The sequence below is a fragment of the Nitrospinaceae bacterium genome (assembly GCA_018669005.1).
Lineage (GTDB): Bacteria > UBA8248 > UBA8248 > UBA8248 > UBA8248 > UBA8248.
The window spans coordinates 97,981-120,179 of record JABJAL010000103.1 but is presented as its reverse complement, the minus strand read 5'-3'; the positions used below and the strand labels follow the sequence as shown (position 1 = coordinate 120,179).

The window sequence follows — 22,199 nt, the reverse complement described above, 5'->3', positions numbered from 1 at the left end:
GCGCCGACCAGCATCATCGGCATTTTCTAAAGGAGTGCCTGACTCCACTGGAGCCCCGGACTGCGCCATATTATTCCTCAAAAAGGAGAGTGGCAGCGGCCCGAAGATCGCGCGGCGCACCGGCGGTTAATCAAGAGAACCACCGGCGCACCGCGATAATTCGAACCCAGAAATACAGGGTCTTTATTTCAGACCAGTTTCTTTATAGTAGCGAAGAGCGCCCTTATGGAACGGTGCCGAGAGGCCGCCCAACATCGCTTTCTTGGTCAGGAACTTGAAAGCGGCGTGCGAGGCCCGGAACTTATCCAGGTTGCCAAAAATGGATTTCACCACATCATAGACCACCTGGGGATCCTGCTTGGAACTCGTAACGAATGTGGCTTTCACGGCATAGGTATTTACGTTCTTGCTCACGCCTTTGTAGATGCCGCCCTGAATTGTCGTCATGACATAGAAGGGATGCGCGGCAACCAGCTTTTTAATTCCGCTGGAATTAATGTCGAGAATCCGAAAGGCGGTGCTGTTGGCAATTTCAAGACCGCCGCCCCAGGGATTACCCACCGTGTAGAAAAAGGCGTCGATTTTCTTGTCCACGAGCGCTCGGCTGGCTTCACCCTGCTGAAGACCCTCGGCCTTGATGTCAGACTTGGGACTGATGCCGTAAATGCGCAGAACGTCCATCGCGTTGCCCCGCTGCCCGGAGCCGGGGTTGCCGATATTCACGCGGCGTCCGCGAAGGTCGCTGACTTTTTTAATACCGGTGTCCGCGCGGGTGCCGAGCATGACGGTCTCGGGATGCGCACTGAATACGCTCCTGAGTTCCTTGACGGGACCCTTTTTCTTCCAGTCGGCTTTGCCGTTATAGGCCTGCCAGTTGCGGTCAGACTGCGCCACACCGAAGTTCAACAGGCCACGCTTAATGGCGTTGATGTTGAACACCGAGCCCAAGGCTGGCCGACCAATGCAGTTATAGCCTTTGCTTTTCAGGGACTGATTAACAATTTTGCAGACATTCAAGGCAACCTGGTAATAAACGCCGGTGGTCGAACCACCGCCAACGACAAGGAACTTCGCTGCGGACGCAGGCACGGAGGCGCCAGCCAGACCAACAGCAACCATGACAGCAAACAACCACTTGATTGATCGTTTCATCTTTTCAACCTCCCTTTTGGCAATCAAGAATTTTTCTTCTTAAGTACCGTAGTGAACAACATACAAAAAGGCCCAAAGACCCCATAATTCAATCGAAAAAAAAGATATTCCCCTGTTTCCTTCCAGAAAATCTTTGTACTCAGAATTTCATATAAACATACTGAGGCTGACTCTGGGCGTCAACACCATAAAATAGCCCTATCTTTGCAGGACATAGGCAACTGAGACATACTGGCACGTCAATATTTCGTCTTATTATCATTGTTTTTGAGGTCATAATATCGTGTCCACTCAATCCTGGGATGTCATTGTGGTCGGGGCTGGAATTATCGGTCTCTCCTCCGCTATGGAAATATCCCGCCGACATCCTGGCAAGCGAATCCTCATCCTCGACAAAGAAACCAAGCCCGGCCTTCATCAATCAGGCCACAACAGCGGGGTCATCCACGCCGGACTCTACTACCGACCAGGCTCACTAAAGGCAGAAACCTGCCGCGAGGGCGCAAGCTCAATGGTGGCCTTCGCTAATGAGCATGGAATCAAATACGAAATCTGCGGCAAGGCCGTAGTCGCCACCAGCCCGGAGGAAATCCCCCGCCTCGATGAGCTTCACCGCCGGGGCGAGGCCAACGGAATAGAAGGCATCAAAGTGCTCGGCACCGAGCAGCTAAAAGAATTCGAGCCACACACAAGAGGCGTCAAGGCGCTTTGGATACCCTCGACCGGTATCATCGACTACCCGGCGGTCGTCGAGACCTATGCGCGAATCATCAAGGATGCGGGGCAGGAAATTCGATTGGGCACAGAGGTTACGGGCATTGAAAAAAGGGGCGGCGAGATTGTCGTCGAAACTAGCACTGGGGATTTTTCGGGAAAGTTTTTAGTCAACTGCGCTGGCCTCCATGCCGACAGGGTGGCCCGCCTTGCTGGCGGTCAGATTCCGCTGCGCATCATTCCATTCCGGGGAGAATACTACGAGCTCAAACCCGAAAAACGGGATCTGGTAAAAGGGCTCATATATCCGGTGCCCGATCCCTCGTTTCCATTTCTTGGGGTGCACTTCACCCGGCGGGTGGACGGCACCGTCGAGGCGGGCCCCAACGCTGTTCTTGCCTTTAAGCGTGAGGGCTACACCCGGACCAGCGCGAACCCGGGCGACATACTCGATACCTTCAGCTATCCCGGATTCTGGCGGCTCGCACGAAAATATTGGCGCGTCGGCGTGGGTGAGATGTATCGCTCGGCCAGCAAGGGCGCCTTCACGCGTGCGCTCCAAAAACTCATGCCCGATCTACAAGAAGAAGACATCATCCCCGGCGGAGCGGGTGTTCGCGCTCAAGCCGTGGACAGTGAAGGGAAACTCGTCGATGACTTCGCCATCGTCCACACCGAAGGGGCGGTACACGTCTGCAATGCGCCCTCACCGGGGGCGACAGCATCGTTAATGATAGGAAAGAAAATCGCCGATATGGTGGAGGAAGCCCACCCGGCGCTGGCTGGATAGTCATATACCACTGTTACTGGCGCATCGGCTCCGGCAAATTTCCCGCAAGAAGTGTGCTCACCATTTCGGACGTCACGTTCCCCCCGCTGATTACGGCGACCGTTTTCCCCGCAACACCCGCCCGTCCGGTCATCCACGCAGCAACAGACACCGCTCCCGAGGGCTCGGCCAGTATTTTTCCCCGACTGAATAAAAGCCGGAAAGCCTCGGCAATTTCCTCCTCACTCACGAGCACCACCTCGTCTACACGCTCTTGAATATGCGCGAAGGGAAAATCGCCGGGGCGGGTGGCAGACAGGCCGTCCGCCATACTCTCCCAGCGTTCTAGCGAAGTCGGCTCCCCTGCCTCAAGGGAGTGATAAATTGCCGCGCCACCCTCGGGGTTCACCCCCACCACACGCACGCCGGGACTTCGAAGCTTTATCGCGCTGGCCACGCCCGAAATCAGCCCGCCCGTGCTGCACGGGACAATCACCGTTTCGACATCAGGCATATCGTCGAGAATCTCCATCCCCAAACCGGCATGGCCGATGGCCACACGCCGATCCTCGGCAGTGTTGATGGGCACCATCCCGCGCTCTTGCGCCACCTTTTCCATGAGCGGTTTTCTGGCGAGATAGTTGTCCTCACAAAAAACGATCTCGGTGCCATAGCCCCGAACCGCCTCCACCTTATAGGGGCTTGTGCTCTTCATCATCACGACGACAACGGGAATACCCAGGCGCTTTCCGGCATAGGCGAATGCCTGGGCGAAGTTGCCCGATGAACTCATCACCACGCCGCGCGCACGCTCGTCTGCAGACAGCGAGCCGAGCAAATGAAACGCCGCACGGGGTTTATAGGCGCCGGTTACCTGAAGGTTTTCCAGCTTGAGAAATAATCGCTCCGCTCCCACCTCTGTAGAGGTGCGGGAGAAGGGCACCAAAGGTGTCCAGCGCACCTCGGGAGGCAGGCCCGCCCGCGCCACCTCGATTTCCTCAAGTGCAATCAGATCAACCACTGCGGAAAATCCTCTTGTTCATGATGGGTCTAAAACCGCTCCCGGCTATACATCCGGGCAATAGCTATTCTCGGGTGGGTCAGGTTTCGTCCAGGGGGCGATGAGCTTGCCGCCCCGATAGGCAGCCTCCCAAGGCCCCTTTTCGGTGAGCACGACCAGGGGCAGTTTCTTTCGGCTCATCTGGTTGCGATAGATCCGGCTCTGCTCCAAATAAAGCTCACGCTCGCTCGGCAACATCACGAAAAATTTCTCAAAAAATCGCATGAACGTTTTAATGAACCCCTTGGTCACAGCGCTATGGCGATCCACCAGGTAGCACTTATCCGCCATCACCCGGTTGTAAACGATGCCAATAAAGTTGCCTTTGGTATCGAGGTAGGGCTCGAAGGGAAAAGTGCGACAGGATATGGAGCGGTTATCACGCTCACAAAATTTCACACCGCGGCATTCGATAAAAACACTCTCTTCTTGATCAATCTCTTCCATTAAATCAAATTCATCGCTGTTGCGCGGTCGGAACTCGTGCCAGAGGTTGGTCTTCTTTTCGAGATACGCCCACTCCTCGGGAAAGGCGATAGGCACCACCCAACCCGAATCACAGCAAAAAGGCTCCCCATCATTAAAAGGCGAGCATTTCTTCCCGCAATCGAACACTGAGGGCGCACTTTCAAACTCGCGATACAATTCCTTGAAATCCGCAGGCTTCAACATGACTTAACTCCAAGGTGCTGGAGGAATCTCCAAATGAAGGGCGGTTAACGTCTAACCCGAAACAACAAAACATCATCAACGGGTTTTATCAAACATTCAACAATCGCGGAGCCAGGCGATCTCCGACTTCCGCCACAATTACACCCAAAAAAATAATCGCCGCGCCCACAAGCCCCAGATAGGCCGGAAACTCCCCTAGAATTACGACCCCGAATCCCAGCGCAAAAAGCGGCTCAGCCAATATCCAAATAGAAGCACGAACAGGCTCAAGGCGGCTCTGCGCCCATGTCTGGAGAAAAAAAGCAGCCGAAGTCGCGAAAATTCCTGTCACCCCAAGAGCAAGGACAACCTCGGCACTCCACCTCACAGGCCCGCCCCAAAAAACGGCCGCGCCAACGGCCAATATCGCCGCGACTAAAAGTTGAACCGCAAACAATCCCAGGACATTCACCCTCTTGCCAAATACACCAAGACAAATGATGTGCAAGGCGAAAAAAAAGGCGCAAACCAAAGTGAATAAATCTCCCTGCCCCACCTCGGCGATATCCGCACCGGTGATCCAGAAAAGACCGGCGGCGGAAATTAGTGCTCCCGCCGCATGCTTTCTCCTGGGCGGCGCACCGCCCGCCCACATAAGAAACGGCACCATGATTACACACAGGCCGGTGATAAAGGCCGAATTCGCAGCTGACGTAAAACGAAGACCCAGCGTCTGGAAAACAAATCCACCGTAAAGAGCAGTTCCCGTGGCGATACCCATACCCCATTGCCGGGAGGTCATCTCAACTAAGACCCGCCTATTAGGTAACCACACCACCACCACCGCAAACGAAACAAGCGCCACCACAAAGCGAAAACCAAGAAAGGAGAGCGCGTCGACATCAAGAAGTGCTTTTTTAACAAGAGAAAATGTGGCACCCCAGATCAGAGCGGCGCACAACAACGCGGCAATAGGAAGTTTATCGCTACGCAAATAACCGCCCCCCCGGCGGGCTTCCCATTAACTCCAAAACCTAATACCGATATTTACTGATTCGACCTTGCGCCTCAAGCAGCACTCAACAAATTTCACTACCTCGCTCAAGCCGACCCAAAGTCGGGACTCCATGAAGAATAAAATGACTACACACTGTCATGGGATTTCAATCTTGAGAAGGTAATTCCCGTAATGAGAGCGCCCGCGCCACAGCCACAGCCCCTTGAAGGGAGACATAGGAGCATATTTCGATTTCATCGGACTTAAGTTCCCGGGGGGCATCAAAATAAAACGACATTATCCCAACAACTTTTTCTCCCGCTCTCATCGGGAAAACAGCCACCGCCTTAATTCCCTCGTCCGTCAACGCCTTAGGCGCATCGTCCCAATCATCAACCGATGGAACCTCTACAAGATCTTTTTCCTGCACCGAAATATGCTCCGGAAGATCCCCCGCTCCAATAGCAACGGTGGCCCTGAATCCATCTCCAAGATTCGAGCATGAAATTTCAAAAAGCTGGTCGAGATCATCATCGTACAGCGCAGCAAAATAACGATCAGAGCCAATATACCGAGCAGTTTCCTCGGCTCCATAAGTGATCACATCGCGGAAATGCTCTCCGCCCGCAACCATTTCGCAAATGCGAGAGAGCGCAGCAAACGGGGTACTCTTTGAGGGAGATTCGTACCTTTCCACCAAGGGCACATCAGCACGTTGGTCGTATTCTTCCCTGCCTCGCCTACCCCTGCCCAAAAGCGCGAACAAAAACAAAAACACCAGCCAGCCAGAAAACATGCCACCCGCAACAAGGTTTCCGGATTCAACGGGTACGCTAGCGTTTCGAGCAGCCACGCGGACAAGACGAATATTTCTCGTTCCAATGGGAAAATCCAGCAGGCCCATCCATCTTCGTCCTTCCTGCACTGTGTTAAATGCCTCAGGATCGCAGCAAACTAGAATTTCAATACGAGGCCCCAGTCCCTTATCGAAAGGTCTGCCAATCGAATCGTGAACGAAGCGTTTCCCTACTAGTGCATAAAAAACCGTTTGCTCCGGCTCGGAAAGCAGAAACAAGCTATCCCCCGGACGATTCGTATGGGGAGACAGCGAAAACAAATTTTCCAGAATCACGATAACCCCCCAATATCCTTTTGTGGTTTGGGAGGGTGCCGTAACAAACAATGCGGGCACACCATCGAGAGAACCTGGTTCAATGTGGAATTTTTTTCGGCCAGATTTTTTCAGGTTCCTCAAAGCCGCTACGGACCGCCCCCAGGCTCTTTGCTCCGCCACACTGGCCGCTGGCACCCCTCCGCCACGCCGAGAGGCAAGAATTCTGGCTCGCCCGTCAAGGACAACGGCGGCGGAATTCGATTGTCCGCGGGAACCCTTTCTAAGGGCAAAAATCAACGCCTTCGTTGCAATTGCCGCGCTGAGCGGCCTGGATGTAATCAGAAGATCGGCCCCGTGAATTTGCGATATCACATGGTCAATTCGAGCTTCGATTTTTGTCCTAATTATTTGGAGAAGGAGTTGATCATTTTTCTCAAGGCGGGCGAGTTCCGCCCGTTGGAAGCCTTGCATGATGCCTAAATATGCGGTTCCAGCAATGAGTGCGGATAGGATGGCAAACAGGAGGAATCGCCGACGAAAGGATAGACGCCTTAAAATTTTCATGACTACAGCCAAAGCCCTCGCTAATGCTCAGCAATACCGGGGCGAAGGGACATGAATACTCTACCCGCTAGAGCAAAAAGCGGCAACAACAATATACATCCAAGACGGATTAAAATGATTTCTTCACTCTGAGAAAATAGGCGCTCAGGCTGTTGCTGCTTTGCCGGAAAAAATCTTTTCCGCAAAATGGCAGGCAGTCACATGCCCCTCGGAAATCACCTTGAGCGTCGGCACCTCGACAGAGCATTTGTCCTCTTTGTAGGGACACCTTGTGTGGAACCGGCAGCCGGAGGGCGGGTTCACTGGGCTGGGCACATCCCCTCGAAGAATTATCCGCTCTTTTTTGAGGTTGGCACTCGGATCAGGAACCGGAACCGCTGAGAGAAGCGCCTCGGAATAAGGGTGACGCGGCGACATGACCAACTCATCGGCATCCGCAATTTCGACAATTTCCCCCAAATACATCACAGCGATGCGGTCGCAAATATGCTGAACAACCGAGAGGTCATGCGAAATAACCAAATACGCAATGCCGAACTCTTTTTGAAGATCCTCAAGCAAGTTAATTACCTGCGCCTGAATCGAAACATCAAGTGCACTAACAGGCTCATCAGCAATTATGAGTTTGGGGTTCAATGCCAGCGCCCTGGCAATACCAATACGCTGACGTTGACCACCCGAGAATTCATGGGGATAGCGCCTCATGTGCTCAGGGCGGAGTCCCACCTTCTCAAGAATCCCGGCAACCTGATCATTGCGCTCTTTGCCTTTTGCAATTTTGTGGATAGTGAGGGGCTCTCCGACAATACTTCCGACCGTCATCCGAGGATTAAGAGAAGCATAAGGATCCTGGAAAATTATCTGCATCTCACGACGAAGCAAACGCATCTTCTCGCGCTCAAGGCCGATGATGTCTTGTCCCCTGAATTTTACTTCTCCCGAGGTGGGCTCCAGCAAACGCAATATTGAGCGGCCCGCCGTTGATTTCCCACACCCACTCTCGCCAACAAGACCGAGCGTTTCACCCTCTTCAATGTCAAAGCTGATACCGTCCACAGCGCGGACATGGGCACGGACTCTTGAAAAAACACCTCCTCGAACAGGAAAGTGTTTCACTAGATTTTTGACTTCAAGTAGCTTCTCTGCCATTGGGTAATTCCCCATAAAAACGGTTTGAGATAAGAAAAAGTACCTATATCTACCAAATCAGCCCAAAGATAGCTAATCGTCCCAAGAATCAATTACTGAAAAATTTGCCCCAGATGAGGAAAAATATACACTTTTCCTGCCTTTAAAAGGCCCAAGCAGAAACGGTCAGCACAATAGAAATAGACATAACTTATTGTAAATTAACAATATAATAGATTTGTTTTATTTCGGCATACTACTTGCTTATACATTGGGTGCAGGAGAATTCCTGCCGACCCGAATTTTCTTCTTTGCCAATTGAGCGGGTCACGGCTAGAATCTGTTAAGTTTTATTAATGTTGATAGGCGGGAGGCCTGATAATGGCTGATATTCATTCAATTCAACCGGCTGGCGGCGCTGGCTCCTTAGAGCCCGGCAAGACTGGCAAAAATGACAAACCTACAAATGGTCCCGCTTTTTCCGAAATTCTGGATAAAACGAGCCAGGCCGATAAATCAAGCCAGGTTGGCGGGGTACAAGGTGCTTCCTCACCCCATCCTGCTACGTATATCGGCAAGGTAGAGAGCGCACCGGCGGCAAAAGAATCTGTCCAGCGGGTAAGCGAAGAGTTTTTCAGAATTATGGAATCTTTCCAGTCCCAACTGGGAAGCCCAGAGTCCTCCCTGAAAGATATAGAGCCCTTGGTTCGTCACATGGAGTCCTACCAGGGCAAGTTGATGCAAGAAATCAACTCGCTCCCCCAGGACGACCCCGGAAGGGGGCTTTTAGAGGAAATGGCCATGATGGTTTCCAGCGAATCGGCTAAATTCCAAAGAGGTGAGTATATCTAACGGCCAAAACTCAGACGGAGCCTCCCTAATCCGGGGGGCTCTTTTTTTTGTCTCTTATTTTACCCACGCGATTTGCTCATATTTCCCTATTTTTGCTAGGTTTCACCTTCTGAATCTCGAACCTCGCCATTTGGCGAATCGAATTGCTGTTTGAGCAGTTATTTTAATTGTGTACAGGAGGCAACAATGGCGGACGAGGAAAAAAACGAAGCTGGCGACGAGACGCCCGAAGAGGTGGCAGCGCCTGAAGTAAAAGATGAAGCCCCTGCTGAGGGGGGAGATGAAGCGGAGCCCGCAGTCGAGGAGACAAAAGCGGCTCCCGAGGCGGAGTTGCCTAAAATCACCGCAAACGAAATTGCCAAGATGACCGTACCCAAGCTCAAGGAAGCAGCGCTTCAATACGGCGAAAAAATTTCGGGTATTCATGGAATGGCTAAAGCCGATTTGATTCGGGCCCTAAAAGAAGTCAACGACATTCCGCTCGTCGAGACAAGGCGTGCCTCAAAACTAGACCGCACAGCCGTTAAAGAGAAGATTAAATCTTTGAACAAAGAGCGCGATGCCGCCCTTGAAGATAAAGACAAAATCAAACTCAAACGTGTCCGTGTCCGCGCCAAGGCATTGCGCCGAAAACTTATTCGCAACGCCTAAGCGTTTTTTTTCGTCGCCAAGTCCTTCGTAAATCATCGCCGCCCGGAATAAATTCGGGCGGCGCGGGATTATATATACATGGAAACCTCTGCGGCCCTACCCACCATAGAGACCGGCGAGCGTAATACGCATTTCCAGACGCGCATCGCGGAAGATGCCGGCCGCCTTGATCGGACATCCCTGGGCACACTCCAAGTTAACGTTGGCAAATTTTGCAATCAAACTTGCGAGCATTGCCACGTTGGGGCCGGACCCCACCGCAAAGAAATCATGACCTCAAATACCGCAGGGCGAATTCTTGACTGGCTCGCCTCCTCGGACATCGAAACCGTGGACATCACTGGCGGGGCGCCGGAACTTAATCCCAACTTCAGGCAAATCGTCGAAACAGCGCGCGCCCTAGGGCGTCATGTCATGATCCGCTGCAACCTTAGCGTTATTTTTGAGCCCGACATGGAATGGCTCCCCGCCTTCTACCGAGAGCAAGGCGTCGAACTCATCTGCTCCCTTCCCTGCTACCTAGAGGAAAACGTCGACTCCCAGCGGGGCGAAGGCGTATACGAAAAGAGCATTCGCGCCCTTTTGGCGCTCAATGAGGTTGGCTTCGGACCTCCCGGGGAGCTGACCCTAAATCTCGTCTATAATCCGGTCGGCGCCCACCTACCCCCACCTCAAAAAGAACTTGAGGAAGATTATCGCCGCGAACTCGGCGAGCGATATGGCATCCGCTTCAATGAGCTTTTCACGATTACCAACATGCCCATCTCCCGCTTCTACAGCTACCTGAAAATAAGCGGCCAGGCAGAGAGCTACATGAATATGCTGCGCACCTCTTACAATCCGGACACCCTTCCTGGCCTGATGTGCCGAAACCTCATCAGCGTTGCCTGGGACGGCACCCTTTTTGATTGCGACTTCAATCAAATGCTCGACATGTCTCTTGGAAATGGAACACCCCTCAAGCTATGGGATACGCTTCCCGAAAATCTCATCGGACGCGACATCCTTACCGGGAACCATTGCTTCGGGTGCACCGCCGGCACCGGCTCCTCTTGCGGCGGGGCGCTCGCTTAACGAAAATCATCAACACCCACCTCTGTCTAATCCTTCAAGGAATTTCGACGGGATATCAAAATCGAATATTTCGATTTTTTATCGAAAATTAAAAGATTGAACAGATCGCACCAGCCGCGCTATTATTCGACTGGGTCTGGAGAATTCTGGATAGAAGCGAAATTCGCTGAGCCTTCAGCCTAGCGTATGCAAAAGAAAAATTGTCTCCATTTCACGAATGAATACAGTTTTTTTCAGAAAGACAGAATAGGTAGACACTTCCCAATGGCAAACATACTTTTTCCATCCCGAAGTTGATTCTGCGAGTCGAAGAATTATTAAAAGCAGCTGATCTAAACTAAACGTTTCAAAAAAGAATATCCGCCGTAGAGGGAAATAACATGGCAGACGCTTCTATATTCTCCATATCCGCCATCGTTCTCACCCTTGCCGCCATCTTCGGCTACATTAACCTCCGCTGGTTCAAACTGCCCCAGTCCATCGGCCTGGTCGTCATTGCGCTCCTCGCCTCGGTCTGCGTCATCGCTTTGGATATGATCGCACCCCAGGCGAACTTCCAGGAAACGGTTCGCTCGCTTTTATCAAAGATTGACTTCCACGAATCCCTGATGAAGGGGATGTTGAGTTTTTTGCTATTTGCTGGCGCGCTCCATATCGACCTTGGCGACCTTTTAAGCCGAAAATGGGCTATCGGCACGATGGCGACGGCGGGGGTATTACTTTCCACTTTTATCGTTGGGTTTGCGATTTACTTCGTGGCAGGCGCGCTGGGCATCGACATTCCGTTTGCCTACTGCCTGGTATACGGCGCTCTCATCTCACCAACCGATCCGGTAGCTGTTCTCGGCATTCTCAAGACGATTTACGTTCCCAAGGAACTTGAAGCCATGATTGCGGGCGAGAGTCTGTTCAACGACGGGGTCGGGGTTGTCATTTTCGCTATCCTGGTAGCCGTTGCAACGGGAGCAAGCGGCCACGGGAGCGAGCCACTTGCAGCCTCCGGGATACTGAAACTTTTCGCTCTTGAGGCCATCGGTGGCGCAGCTCTTGGCCTGGCGGCAGGCTGGATCGCCTATCGGGCGATGAAAAGCATCGATGAGCATAATCTTGAAGTCTTGATCACGCTTGCCCTTGTCATGATGACCTACACCGTTGCCTTTGCTATTCACGTCTCCGGCCCTCTGGCCGTTGTTGTCGCCGGTTTGTTCATCGGCAACCACGGAACCCAGTTCGCCATGAGTGAGAATACGAGCGATTACATCCAAAAATTCTGGTCGCTCATCGACGAAATCCTTAACGCGGCGCTTTTCCTCATCATCGGCTTCGAGGTGATTGCCATCTCTTTTTCAGCCAACACTCTATGGCTAATGGCCGCTGCTATTCCCATAGTGCTCGCTTCACGCTTCATCTCGGTGGCGGCTCCTATTACGGCCCTCAGCCTCCGTCACTCTTTTAGCCAGGGGACGATACCTGTTCTGACCTGGTGCGGCCTCAGAGGCGGCATCTCGGTGGCCCTGGCGCTCTCGCTGCCAGATGTTCCGGCGAAAAGCACCATACTCGCCATTACATATGGCGTCGTAATTTTCTCGATCATCGTACAAGGACTGACGGTGGCGAGGGTAATCCGCTCACGGGTGGGTTGAAGCTTAGATCAACCCATAGTTAAAATATCGACAACAAGAGGCGATACAGAATTAACCGGTCGAAATTGGGCCATCGTTTTGCATCCGCCGCCAGAGCAAATATGCGCCAAGAGCAACGAAGGCAAATCCTCCGAATTTTAAGTTGCCGGGTGAAATCCAAAAAGGAACCGATACGGCAATGGCGCTCACCGGCAGAAAATATTCCGCCCAGGCTTGGTGACGGACCCTCTGCCAAAACGGGAAAACCAACGATATGACCGCTAGAACAATAAAAAATAGAGAGATTGGGCGCGAGAAAAAAAGAAATGGATTCGGATCGCTCATATAAGCTCGGTTCAAGTTGACCTCAGCCAAATCTCCTAAAATCACACCCAATATCATCGGTGCGAGGGGGAATCCGAACTTTTTCATCAAATAGCCCAACACCCCGAACCAAAACAACGTCCATATATCAAACGTGATGTTGTGAAGCGCGAAAACGCCTGTGGCGCAGAAAAACAACACTGTCGAGGCCAGGACATATTTCGGCAAAATCGCCACCTTGAGGAACAACCTCATTCCGACTGCTTGCAACAAAATCATGACAAAATGAGCAAGGAAAAATGCGACAAATATTCCGTATACGAGTACAGGCTCTTCCGAGATAAACGTCGGACTCGGAATGACGTTGTGAATCAGAAGCGCACCGAGCATGACAGCCACCGAAATGTCGCCTGGAATTCCGAGTGCGATCATCGTAATTAAAGCACCACCGGCTGTGCCGTTGTTCGCTGCCTCTGAGGCAATTATCCCGTCCGGAATCCCTGTCCCAAATTTTTCAGGATGACTAGATGCCTTTTTGGCTTGATCGTAGCTCAAGATATTCGAAACGCTTCCACCTGCCGCCGGAAGCGCTCCAACGAATACCCCGATACAGGCCGACCGGAAAAGGTTAAAAGGCTGGCGCCAAACTGTCTTGATCGCTTCCCAGTGTTCGACCTCGACACCCTCAGCGTCCACATCCATGAGCGAGGCCTGAGCTTTCTTATCGCCTTCCACATCCCCCATCAACTGGGCAAATGCGAACAGCCCAATCAACACTGGCAAAAATCCAAAACCCTGCTTGAGGGCCTCGGTGCCAAAATCGAATCGCGAAATACCTGTGATGTCATCGTCCCCAACAGTGGCTACCAACAAGCCCATCAGCCCGGCAATACCTCCCTTAAGCATGGACTCGCTACTAAGACTTGCAATGATAGTTAACGCAAACGCGATAAGGGCAAAGAACTCCCAAGGACCAAATTTGAGGCCGAACAGCGCAATGGGGGGCGCGAACAAAACGAGGAACACCGCCCCGATAAGACCACCGAAAAACGAAGACCAGACGCCCACACCAAGCGCCAGACCAGGCCTTCCCTGGCGCGCCATCGGAAAACCGTCGAATGTCGTCGCCACCGACGAAGGTGTGCCGGGGATTCCCAGGAGGGTTCCAGAAATAAGGCCCCCAGAATAGCCACCGACGAAAACACCCATCATCGTCGCAGAACCCTGGAGAGGGGTCATGCCAAAAGTAAAGGGAAGCGTAAGTATGACCGCCATCGCGATAGTGAACCCGGGAATGGCTCCTGCAACAATGCCGGCCAAGGTGCCGGCAAAAATAAGAATCACCGTTTTGATCTCAAAAACAGCGGCAAATGCCAGACCCAAATTCTCCATTACCATCTCGACTCCTTTACCCCAATGAATCTCAGCGCTACATCAGACCGATTTCACCCTCGGGCAATAAAACGAGAAGAACCACCCGAAACAAGACATAAAGAGCAACCAACACGCCGATGGTCACAGCCAAATATTGCGGCACTTTGGCCCAGCTTTTCGGGCCCAACAACACCTGCATGAATAAAAGAAAAACAAAACCCGATGCCACATATCCCGCCCAAGGAAGGGCAAGGGCGAACATGAAAAACAGGGCATAACTCGCCAGAACATTCCTATAATCCTGAAACCACTCGGCAAATGGGCGCAACGCCTCGGGCCTTGCTCTCATATCGCCAAGAAAACTCTTCACAAAAAGGATGGTACAAAGAGGGAAAAGCGCGACAAGAAGGATACGCGGAAAAAGAGCAGGCCCCATCGTCTCATATGGCGCAGGAGGAAGGGCGAACGACATAGCGAACAAGGTGACGATCAGAACAACAAGTATGGCCCCGATAATGGTATCCGCGCGAAAGCGCATCTAAACCCCCAAAATTTTCACCCAATCACAAATCGCAAAAAAAGAACAAGAGGGGCGGCCCTAAACGACCACCCCCCTTGTTCGAATTATCAGCTACCTAATTGCTACGCTTATAGAGTCCGACACGCTTAGCGGCACCCGTAATTTTTGCGGCGCTTCCCTTCAAGAAAGCGCTATACCCCTTGCGCCCCTTGAATTGAATGATTACACCTTTCGCGGTGAGATTCTTCACCACCTCCGGGTCCTTCATCGCTTTGCCGAATGCCTTCTCGAAAATCGCCTGGATATTGTCCGGCGTTCCTTTCGGAGCAAAAACGCCGCGGTTCACACCTGTCACAACGTTAATACCCTGCTCTTTGAGAGTGGGCAGGTTCGGCAGACGCGAGTCACGTTTCTCAAGTGCAATACCAAGGCCGATAAGTTTGCCGCTACCTAAGTACTTTTTAGCGGATGAAATATTCAGTTCGCCAAGTTGGATATGCTTCCCAAGGAGGGCGGTCATTCTCTGGCGTGTTCCATCGTAGCCGACATACTTGAACTTCACGCCGGTTCCAGCCTCAATCAAGACAGGGAAAAAGTGGCTCGTCGAACCCAGAGTGGCACCAAAAAGCACTTTTTTGCCGGAATTTTTCTTCATATCGGCAACCAGAGCCTTTGCTGTCTTCCAGGGCACCCCAGGATGCGCACCGATGATAGATGGAGTGTGCGTTACAAGAACGAGAGGCTCGAAAGCGAAAAACGAAAAATTTACCCGACCTTGTACATAAGACGTATGCATCGAGTCGTGGCCAGCAAACAAAGTGCAACCGTTGGGTTTGGAAGCCTTCGCCACCTTGGCTCCCTTGTTACCACCCTGACCACCTATGTTCTGTACAATAATATCCTTGCCAAGATGTTTTTGCGCCGCGCGCGCAACGATACGGAAGATAACGTCCGTGCCACCGCCAGCACCCCATGGAACAATCAGCTTCACGGCCCGGCAAGGCAAATCAGAAGGACTTGCCGCCTCGGCGGAAAGGGCAGAAGGACTTGCAATAGCCGCCAAAAAAGCCAATGCCGAAAATAAAGAAATCAACCTTTTTTTCATTTTACAGCCTCCTGTCATAGGTGCGTCATAATAAATGACGTCCATTGGTGATGAGCAAGAACGTACAAAACAGACCCATTAGATACAGAGAAAATCTCCTCCGCTGCTTAATAGAGGAACATTTACTATCGACCGATGACTCTAAGATAGGGGTCAAGTTAAATTTCGTCAATTTCCCTAATTATCCAACCATCTAAATGTCTATATTTAAAAGGATTACATAAATTCAAACTATAACAGAGCGCAACTTATTTCCCCAAAACGATAGCCCAGGCACCAGCCACCGACAGGAAACCTCCCAGCACCACCTGTGCCGTAATCGCCTCTTGTTTTCGGAAAAACAACCATGAGAACAGGATAATCAAAAGCACGGAAAGACGGTTAATCGGGATGACTTCAACGATATTTCCCATCTTGACCGCCGTCCAGAACAGGATCATCGCGAACGCATTGAATAGCGCACCGAGGATTACCAAATAAGCAGGCCGCTGCTCCCAGCGCTTTAAACTTACATCCTCGGCGAACGGAACAACCACAAGCAGACAGATCATCGCCATCGAATTGGCTACGCTCATCCCGAGCGACGCCGAGGGAAGCCAGTAGTACCCGTATTTTCGAAATAACTGAGAGAAGCCTTGAATCAACGCGATGGCTAATGGGATCAGATAATAAACAAAACGAATATTCAGCTTCTCATTCTCGCGGCGGTACACGAGAAGAATGGAGCCCAGCATGATGGTTATCGATCCCAAGATAACCCAATGAGTTGGGCGCTCGCCCAGAAACGCGATAGCCAGCAACGAGGACCAAAGCAAACTGGTTTGCATGAGGATAGATGTGCGTGCCAAGCCCACCTTGCTCATCGAGAAAAAACTCAAGTAGCGGTTTCCCAACCCGCCCATAAATCCGATTAGCGCAAACCAAAATAGTCCTTGCGGGTGCCAGACATCCACATCCCCCACGGCCCAAAAATACAGCCAGGAGATAACGAGTGTGATGGCACTCGAAAAAAGCGCCACCACCCCCGGGCCTAGCCTGCTGAGCGCACCGCGATACAGCGTCCGGGCCACCGCAATGATTATGGCTCCGAGAAAAGCCAACAAATTGGGATCAATTGACTCAAGCAATATAAATTACCCCGCAACAAAGCAGGCGCGGCATTTACTTGCCCCAGACAATGACAAAGGCACCTACAACGGAGAGAATGCCTCCTGCCACCACACGAAACGTCACCGCCTCTTGTTTCCTGAAGAAGAACCACGAGAAAAAAATCACAAAAAGCACCGAGAGCCGGTTAATTGGAACCACGCGGACAATTTCTCCATCTCGCAAGGCATTCCAAAAAAGAACCATGGCCATAAAGTTAAATGACGCACCCAAACCAACAAAAGCCAAGGAGCCGAAATGCCATTCCGGCTTGGACGACTTGCCTTCCGTAAAAGGCATCGCGCACATCAGAAGCAGCGATGCGCTTCCCGACGCTACCACCATCCCGAATGGCGGCGATGGCATCAGCGCCAATCCGTACTTGCGAAATAAAAACGTCACAGAATAAGCAAAGGCCGCCATCAACGGAAGAAGATAGAGCCATAGCGAATAATTTCTTTTCCCATCTTCTTTTTCATAAACCAACAATACGGCCCCGAACATAATGGCCAGCGTTCCGGCCGCCACCCCGAGGGTCAATCGCTCTCCCAGGAACATTACTCCCAGGACCGCCGTCCAAATCAATAGCGATTGAATTAGAACCGACGTCCGGGCCAGACCGATGAGTTTTACCGCTTGGAAATTAAAATATCTCCCGAAAGAGCCCCCGGAAAATCCAACCAACGCAAACCAAAACGCCGCCTCAAGGGACCAAGGACCACCTTCATCTAGATAAAAATACAGCATCGCCGCGAGGGTGACCGTCGTCATGTTCATCATGAGCGCCGTTGCCGTCGGGTTCAGATGGGTCAATCCGGTCCGGAACAGAGTCTGGGCCACCGACACCAAAATGGCCGCCATGAATGAGAGGAGGTTTGGAGAAAACGAATCTAGCAATTTTCCACCTGAGAGTGAAATATCTTTATGTCAGATAAAGTTTCATTAAATGCGGAAACAATCTAGCGCCTAGCATGGCGAGAGAGGATTTCATAAATCCTCAATTTGGAGTAGGATATGTAACATATTTCATACAACTTACTTGCGTCACGGAACCGACCCAGTTCTATCGGCTTTAACAACAACCTCGGCATCTTCTCTAAAGAGGTCGGCACTTCAAATCGATTAGCAACATGGGGCGACCGCTACCCAAAAGGAGAAAAAACAGATGTACCTGAACGAAGAGCGTGCACGCGGCCTCATGGCCGAACACAACATTGATGTTTTAGTGGCCAGCACCCCTGAGAATGTAACCTATGTTGCTGGAACATGGGGCTGGTCCAACAAGGTATATGTTTACTCTGTCCACATATTTGCGCTCTATGCGCGTGATGCGGGAATTGCCCCGGCCCTGATCGTACCTGGCCAGGAAGTTACCTATACCTCGATGCAGCAATCCTGGATCAAGGATCTCTACACCTTTGGCGGCAAAAGCGCACTCATACAACCAGCGGGCTCCACGGCGCAAACGCCTGAGGAAGAAACCTACCTTGGCATGTACAACGATGACGCCAAAAGAGAAAAATCCCCGGGTGCCTCGCTGGCCCAGGCCTTGCGCGACAGAGGACTCGACAAGGCCCGCATCGGGCTTGACCAGGAGCGCGTCATGCCCAACGTGCGTGCCCAGATCGATGCGGCCATTCCAGACGCAACGATTGTCGAGGCCAGCGACCTTTTCCGCCTGATTCGTATGGTCAAAACACCCGACGAGCTAAAAGCGATGAGCGCCGCCGCCGAGTTGAACGAGAAAGCCGGCATAGCCGCCTCCGAGGCAGTCGCCGATGGGGCTGTGGAGCAAGAAATTGCCAATGTCTTTGCATCCGAAGTCGGGCGGGGCGGCGGAAAGTGGCAGTGGTTCCACTTCTGCTCCGGAAGAAGAGCAACCGGTATCTTCCCGCCGACCAACAAAAAAGTTGCCAAAGGCGAGATGTGGAAATTCGACGCAGGCCTCCATCTCAACAACTACCAGGCCGATACTGGCTGGGGCGGCGTCCTCGGCGAGCCAACCAAAGAGCAACTAAACCTTTGGAAAGCAACTGAGGATGGTTTTGAAGCGGCCCTGGCCAAGGTTAAAACGGGCGCTCTGGGCTCAACCCTTTACAAAGCCATGCTGGAGACAACACAAGGCGCAGGCTACCCTGAGCACAACGGAAACTTCGCTGGCCATGCCATCGGCCTTGAGCAACGCGAAGTTCCTTATGTTCTTACAAACCCGTTTCCCCAAAACAGCGAATTCCTGCCGCCTTCAAGCGATTTCCCGCTTGAGACGGGAACCACACTTTGTCTCGAAAATCCAATGCAGATTTTCGGATTTGGCGGCACCCAGATTGAGAAAACAGTTGTCGTTACCGAAACCGGCTATGAATTCGTATATCCGCAGGAGAGGAAACTCTGGGTGGTTTAATAATCTCCACCCTTTTCCTTTTAGGATGCGGCATTTGTTAACAGAAAAACATTACAAACAGGAGTAACACCAAATGTGTGCAACACGCTTTATTGATCTCAGCAGCCCCCTTGAGAACGGCGCCAACGAGCCGCGTCCGCCCGAGATCACTTATCTTGATCACAAGGAATTCGGTGCCCGCTCAGCAAAAAGTTGGGGAATACCGCTGGAGGATCTTCACGACGGCGTCGGCGGGGCGGCCGAACAACTGAATGTCTCCACCCACTCGGGCACCCACATGGATTCTCCCTGGCATTATGGGCCCACCGTTGCGGGCAAACCTTCCAGGAAGATAGACCAAATTCCTGTTGAGTGGTGCTACGGCGATGGCGTGGTACTCGACCTCAGGCACAAGAACACGGGAGATTGGATCACAGAGGACGACATCAAGGGCGCCCTTGAAAAAATTGACTACGAGATAAAAGAAGGCGACATCGTTCTTCTCTGGACGGGCACCGGCGAGAAACGCGACGATCCCAACTACTCGGAACTTCATCCAGGCATGAGCATCGCGGGAACCGAGTACCTGCTTGACCGGGGCGTGCGCGTCATCGCCATTGACGCATTTGGCTTCGACCGCCCGTTCAATAACCAGATCCCCGAGTTCAAGGCAGGCAAGAAAGAATCTCTCATGCCCTGCCACCACATCCTTGGCCGGCAGCGCGAGTACTTTCAGATAGAACAAATCCAGAATATCGGCGCGATACCCCGGCCACACAGCTTCAAGCTGTCCTGCTTTCCTATCAACATCAAAGATGCGAGCGGTGGCTGGGTGCGACCGGTCGCGATAGTCGAAGACTAGGAGTGTTTTTTTCAAGACCTATCACTAATCATTGAGGAGGAAAATCAAGATGAAAAGAATTTCAGTTTTCTTTATCGCTGTATTAATGATTACCTCATTTTCACTTGCGCCTCAGACGGCTTCAGCCGCCGAAAAACTGAACAACATCAAAATTACATTGGCTAATCCTCTGTTTAACCCGGGAATTTCCTTCCTCTGGATCAGTAACTTCCTTGGCTACTACCAGGAAGAGGGCGTAGACGCCCAGTTCGTCGCAGCCCAGGGCGGCGCCCAGGGGATGGGATGGGCTCTCGCAGGCCGGACCCATATCGCGATTCCGCGGCCCATTCCAATCCTCTTTAAAGCCGCAAAAGCACAGAAAGCACCGCCTTTAATGGGCGTATACATTGTGAACCGCGACGCCATCTACGCCGACGGCGTGGCCGTTCCGATTGGCAGTCCCATCAAGAGCGTTTGTGACTTGCAGGGCAAAAAAGTTGGCGTGATGAGCCAGCGCGACGCTGGCCCGCTTTTTGTCAAAAAAGCGCTTGAGACTTGCGGCATTCCCAAAAAAAATCAGCGCGTGACCTACTTGCCGGTAGGCCCGGTCGCGAAAGCTGCAACGGCCATGAAACTGGGTCGTGTAGAAGCATGGGCAAACGTTGACGTGCAGTACACGCTGGCAAAGGCGAGCGGCTTTAAATTCAACATCATTCCTTATCAGAAGGGTTGGACCAAGAACCTTTTCGGTAACGTGGTCTGGGTAAACAAAGAATACCTTGCCAAGAACCGCAAGACCGTGATCGGTTTCCTGCGAGGCCTCGCGAAGGGCAGCCTGTTTTTCTATACGAACCCGAAGGCCACGCTTGAGGCGCACTGGGTGCTTTACCCCGAGTCCATGCCCAAAGGTATAAGCAAGGCAAAAGCCACCGCACGCATGCTCAATGTACTCGTAGACCGGGCGCCCAAACTCCGTCCGGATGATGGAACGGAGAAAATCAACAAATTCGGCGCGCATCACGCGGGCGAATGGGACGAGTATCTTAAATTTGTCGGCCTCGACAAGATAATTTCCAAAAAATTACTGAAAGAGCTTTACACGAACGACATGATTGACGAGGTCAACAATTTTGACCGCCAGAAAGTTATTGATCGGGCGAAAAATTGGGACTTTGCCAAAGAGGTTAAAAACTTCAGAGCGCTCGAAAAACGTTATGGCAAATAAAAATGGCTGAAAACAAACAACAAATAAAAGATGAGGCTCCTTCACTGGCAGACACTTTGCTGGAGAAGCAGTACCTCCTGTTCCCGATCTCCTTTTTTGTTCTGATCGCGGTTTGGGAGGGGTTTATACGCTTCTTTGAAATTGATGAATTTCTCCTCCCTGCTCCATCGGGAATTGGCATGGCACTTCTGCGAGGATTGTTCTTCGTAGATGCTGGTAATCCTGTCGCTGAGGCGGCGGATTTCATGAACCTGATGCAGGGCAGTTTTTACAACCACATCAGCCACACCATGTTTGAAGCGGTGATGGGATTCTTCATGGGCAGCTTCATCGGGCTGGGGCTGGGGCTGCTATTCATGCAGTCAAAGTGGGTCGAGGCGATTATCATGCCCTACGTGGTGGCGTTTCAGACGCTCCCAAAATTGGCAATCGCCCCGCTGTTCATCATCTGGTTCGGCTATGAAGTGGAATCAAAGATTTTCTTGGCGGGCCTGGTGGCATTTTTCCCGCTACTCGTAAACACAATGGTGGGACTCAGGTCGGTCAATCAGGACCAACTTGATCTTCTGCGCTCGCTTTCGGCTTCCAGATGGAAAACATTCTGGAAGCTTCAATTTCCTAGTGCCCTCACCTTTATTTTCGCTGGCTTTGAGATCGCCGCGGTGTTCAGCCTGTTGGGCGCGATACTCGGCGAATTCGTCGGGGCGGGTCAATGTATGTGGGGTGGCCGCGGTCAATGCGGGTTGGGGATTTTACTCATGCAGATGAGTTTTTCCGCCGACACCACCGGCACTTTCGCCATCTTGGTGATCCTCTCAATGATGGGTCTGGGAATGCACAAAACAGTGCGCTTCATCAAGCTAAAGGTGCTTTTCTGGGCGCCTGAAAACGATAAGATAGAGAGCGCACAATAGAGAATAGGCTCGTCTTTTTTAC

The 22,199-nt window shown here is 51.9% G+C and carries 20 protein-coding genes; 9 read left to right on the top strand and 11 right to left on the bottom strand.

Features of this window, described 5'->3' with window-relative positions:
* Window positions 1-183 precede the first annotated feature (183 nt).
* The gene (locus HOJ95_16710) at window positions 184-1,152 is read right to left on the bottom strand and encodes a TAXI family TRAP transporter solute-binding subunit (GenBank protein ID MBT6396339.1); all 969 of its coding nucleotides are present in this window, start codon (window positions 1,150-1,152) and stop codon (window positions 184-186) included.
* A gap of 346 nt (window positions 1,153-1,498) precedes the next feature.
* Here HOJ95_16710 and lhgO point away from each other — a divergent pair, with 346 nt between their 5' ends.
* Window positions 1,499-2,656, top strand: coding sequence for an L-2-hydroxyglutarate oxidase (lhgO, locus tag HOJ95_16705; protein ID MBT6396338.1), 1,158 nt, complete (start codon window positions 1,499-1,501; stop codon window positions 2,654-2,656).
* A 13-nt stretch (window positions 2,657-2,669) separates the two neighbouring features.
* Here lhgO and HOJ95_16700 read toward each other — a convergent pair whose 3' ends face one another.
* The 5 genes from HOJ95_16700 to HOJ95_16680 all read right to left on the bottom strand — a co-directional run bounded on the left by HOJ95_16700 (window position 2,670) and on the right by HOJ95_16680 (window position 8,170).
* Complete coding sequence (locus tag HOJ95_16700) at window positions 2,670-3,656, bottom strand: threonine/serine dehydratase (protein ID MBT6396337.1); 987 nt, start codon at window positions 3,654-3,656, stop codon at window positions 2,670-2,672.
* A gap of 45 nt (window positions 3,657-3,701) precedes the next feature.
* A complete protein-coding gene (locus tag HOJ95_16695; protein ID MBT6396336.1) occupies window positions 3,702-4,367 on the bottom strand; it encodes a hypothetical protein in 666 nt (221 codons plus the stop codon).
* An 88-nt stretch (window positions 4,368-4,455) separates the two neighbouring features.
* The gene (locus HOJ95_16690; protein ID MBT6396335.1) at window positions 4,456-5,340 is read right to left on the bottom strand and encodes a DMT family transporter; all 885 of its coding nucleotides are present in this window, start codon (window positions 5,338-5,340) and stop codon (window positions 4,456-4,458) included.
* Between the two features lie 169 nt (window positions 5,341-5,509).
* Complete coding sequence (locus HOJ95_16685) at window positions 5,510-7,021, bottom strand: GAF domain-containing protein (GenBank protein MBT6396334.1); 1,512 nt, start codon at window positions 7,019-7,021, stop codon at window positions 5,510-5,512.
* Between the two features lie 144 nt (window positions 7,022-7,165).
* Complete coding sequence (locus HOJ95_16680; protein MBT6396333.1) at window positions 7,166-8,170, bottom strand: dipeptide ABC transporter ATP-binding protein; 1,005 nt, start codon at window positions 8,168-8,170, stop codon at window positions 7,166-7,168.
* Window positions 8,171-8,530: 360 nt separating this feature from the next.
* On the opposite strand from HOJ95_16680, the gene HOJ95_16675 reads away from it, so the two are divergent.
* The 4 genes from HOJ95_16675 (at window position 8,531) to HOJ95_16660 (ending at window position 12,369) form a co-directional block, all read left to right on the top strand.
* Window positions 8,531-9,001 carry a hypothetical protein gene (locus tag HOJ95_16675; GenBank protein MBT6396332.1) on the top strand — a complete coding sequence of 157 codons (471 nt, stop codon included), beginning with the start codon at window positions 8,531-8,533 and terminating at the stop codon, window positions 8,999-9,001.
* Between the two features lie 186 nt (window positions 9,002-9,187).
* Window positions 9,188-9,652: a hypothetical protein gene (locus tag HOJ95_16670; protein ID MBT6396331.1), complete on the top strand. Its 465-nt coding sequence runs from the start codon at window positions 9,188-9,190 to the stop codon at window positions 9,650-9,652.
* A gap of 78 nt (window positions 9,653-9,730) precedes the next feature.
* Window positions 9,731-10,726 (top strand): radical SAM/Cys-rich domain protein, encoded by a 996-nt coding sequence (locus tag HOJ95_16665; GenBank protein ID MBT6396330.1) that lies wholly within the window; start codon window positions 9,731-9,733, stop codon window positions 10,724-10,726.
* A gap of 380 nt (window positions 10,727-11,106) precedes the next feature.
* Complete coding sequence (locus tag HOJ95_16660) at window positions 11,107-12,369, top strand: sodium:proton antiporter (protein ID MBT6396329.1); 1,263 nt, start codon at window positions 11,107-11,109, stop codon at window positions 12,367-12,369.
* A 51-nt stretch (window positions 12,370-12,420) separates the two neighbouring features.
* On the opposite strand, the gene HOJ95_16655 is transcribed toward HOJ95_16660, so the two are convergent.
* The 5 genes from HOJ95_16655 to HOJ95_16635 all read right to left on the bottom strand — a co-directional run bounded on the left by HOJ95_16655 (window position 12,421) and on the right by HOJ95_16635 (window position 17,714).
* Window positions 12,421-14,070, bottom strand: coding sequence for a Tat pathway signal protein (locus HOJ95_16655; protein MBT6396328.1), 1,650 nt, complete (start codon window positions 14,068-14,070; stop codon window positions 12,421-12,423).
* A gap of 31 nt (window positions 14,071-14,101) precedes the next feature.
* Window positions 14,102-14,584 (bottom strand): hypothetical protein, encoded by a 483-nt coding sequence (locus tag HOJ95_16650; protein MBT6396327.1) that lies wholly within the window; start codon window positions 14,582-14,584, stop codon window positions 14,102-14,104.
* A gap of 97 nt (window positions 14,585-14,681) precedes the next feature.
* Window positions 14,682-15,671 (bottom strand): tripartite tricarboxylate transporter substrate binding protein, encoded by a 990-nt coding sequence (locus tag HOJ95_16645; protein ID MBT6396326.1) that lies wholly within the window; start codon window positions 15,669-15,671, stop codon window positions 14,682-14,684.
* 248 nt (window positions 15,672-15,919) lie between these two features.
* Window positions 15,920-16,798, bottom strand: a complete 879-nt coding sequence (locus HOJ95_16640) for a DMT family transporter (GenBank protein MBT6396325.1) — start codon at window positions 16,796-16,798, stop codon at window positions 15,920-15,922.
* Between the two features lie 34 nt (window positions 16,799-16,832).
* Complete coding sequence (locus HOJ95_16635) at window positions 16,833-17,714, bottom strand: DMT family transporter (GenBank protein ID MBT6396324.1); 882 nt, start codon at window positions 17,712-17,714, stop codon at window positions 16,833-16,835.
* Between the two features lie 268 nt (window positions 17,715-17,982).
* Here HOJ95_16635 and HOJ95_16630 point away from each other — a divergent pair, with 268 nt between their 5' ends.
* The 4 genes from HOJ95_16630 to HOJ95_16615 all read left to right on the top strand — a co-directional run bounded on the left by HOJ95_16630 (window position 17,983) and on the right by HOJ95_16615 (window position 22,177).
* A complete protein-coding gene (locus HOJ95_16630; GenBank protein ID MBT6396323.1) occupies window positions 17,983-19,218 on the top strand; it encodes an aminopeptidase P family protein in 1,236 nt (411 codons plus the stop codon).
* Between the two features lie 73 nt (window positions 19,219-19,291).
* Window positions 19,292-20,059 (top strand): cyclase family protein, encoded by a 768-nt coding sequence (locus HOJ95_16625; GenBank protein ID MBT6396322.1) that lies wholly within the window; start codon window positions 19,292-19,294, stop codon window positions 20,057-20,059.
* Window positions 20,060-20,108: 49 nt separating this feature from the next.
* Complete coding sequence (locus HOJ95_16620; protein ID MBT6396321.1) at window positions 20,109-21,263, top strand: ABC transporter substrate-binding protein; 1,155 nt, start codon at window positions 20,109-20,111, stop codon at window positions 21,261-21,263.
* A 2-nt stretch (window positions 21,264-21,265) separates the two neighbouring features.
* A complete protein-coding gene (locus tag HOJ95_16615; GenBank protein MBT6396320.1) occupies window positions 21,266-22,177 on the top strand; it encodes an ABC transporter permease in 912 nt (303 codons plus the stop codon).
* The last annotated feature ends 22 nt before the right edge of the window (window positions 22,178-22,199 follow it).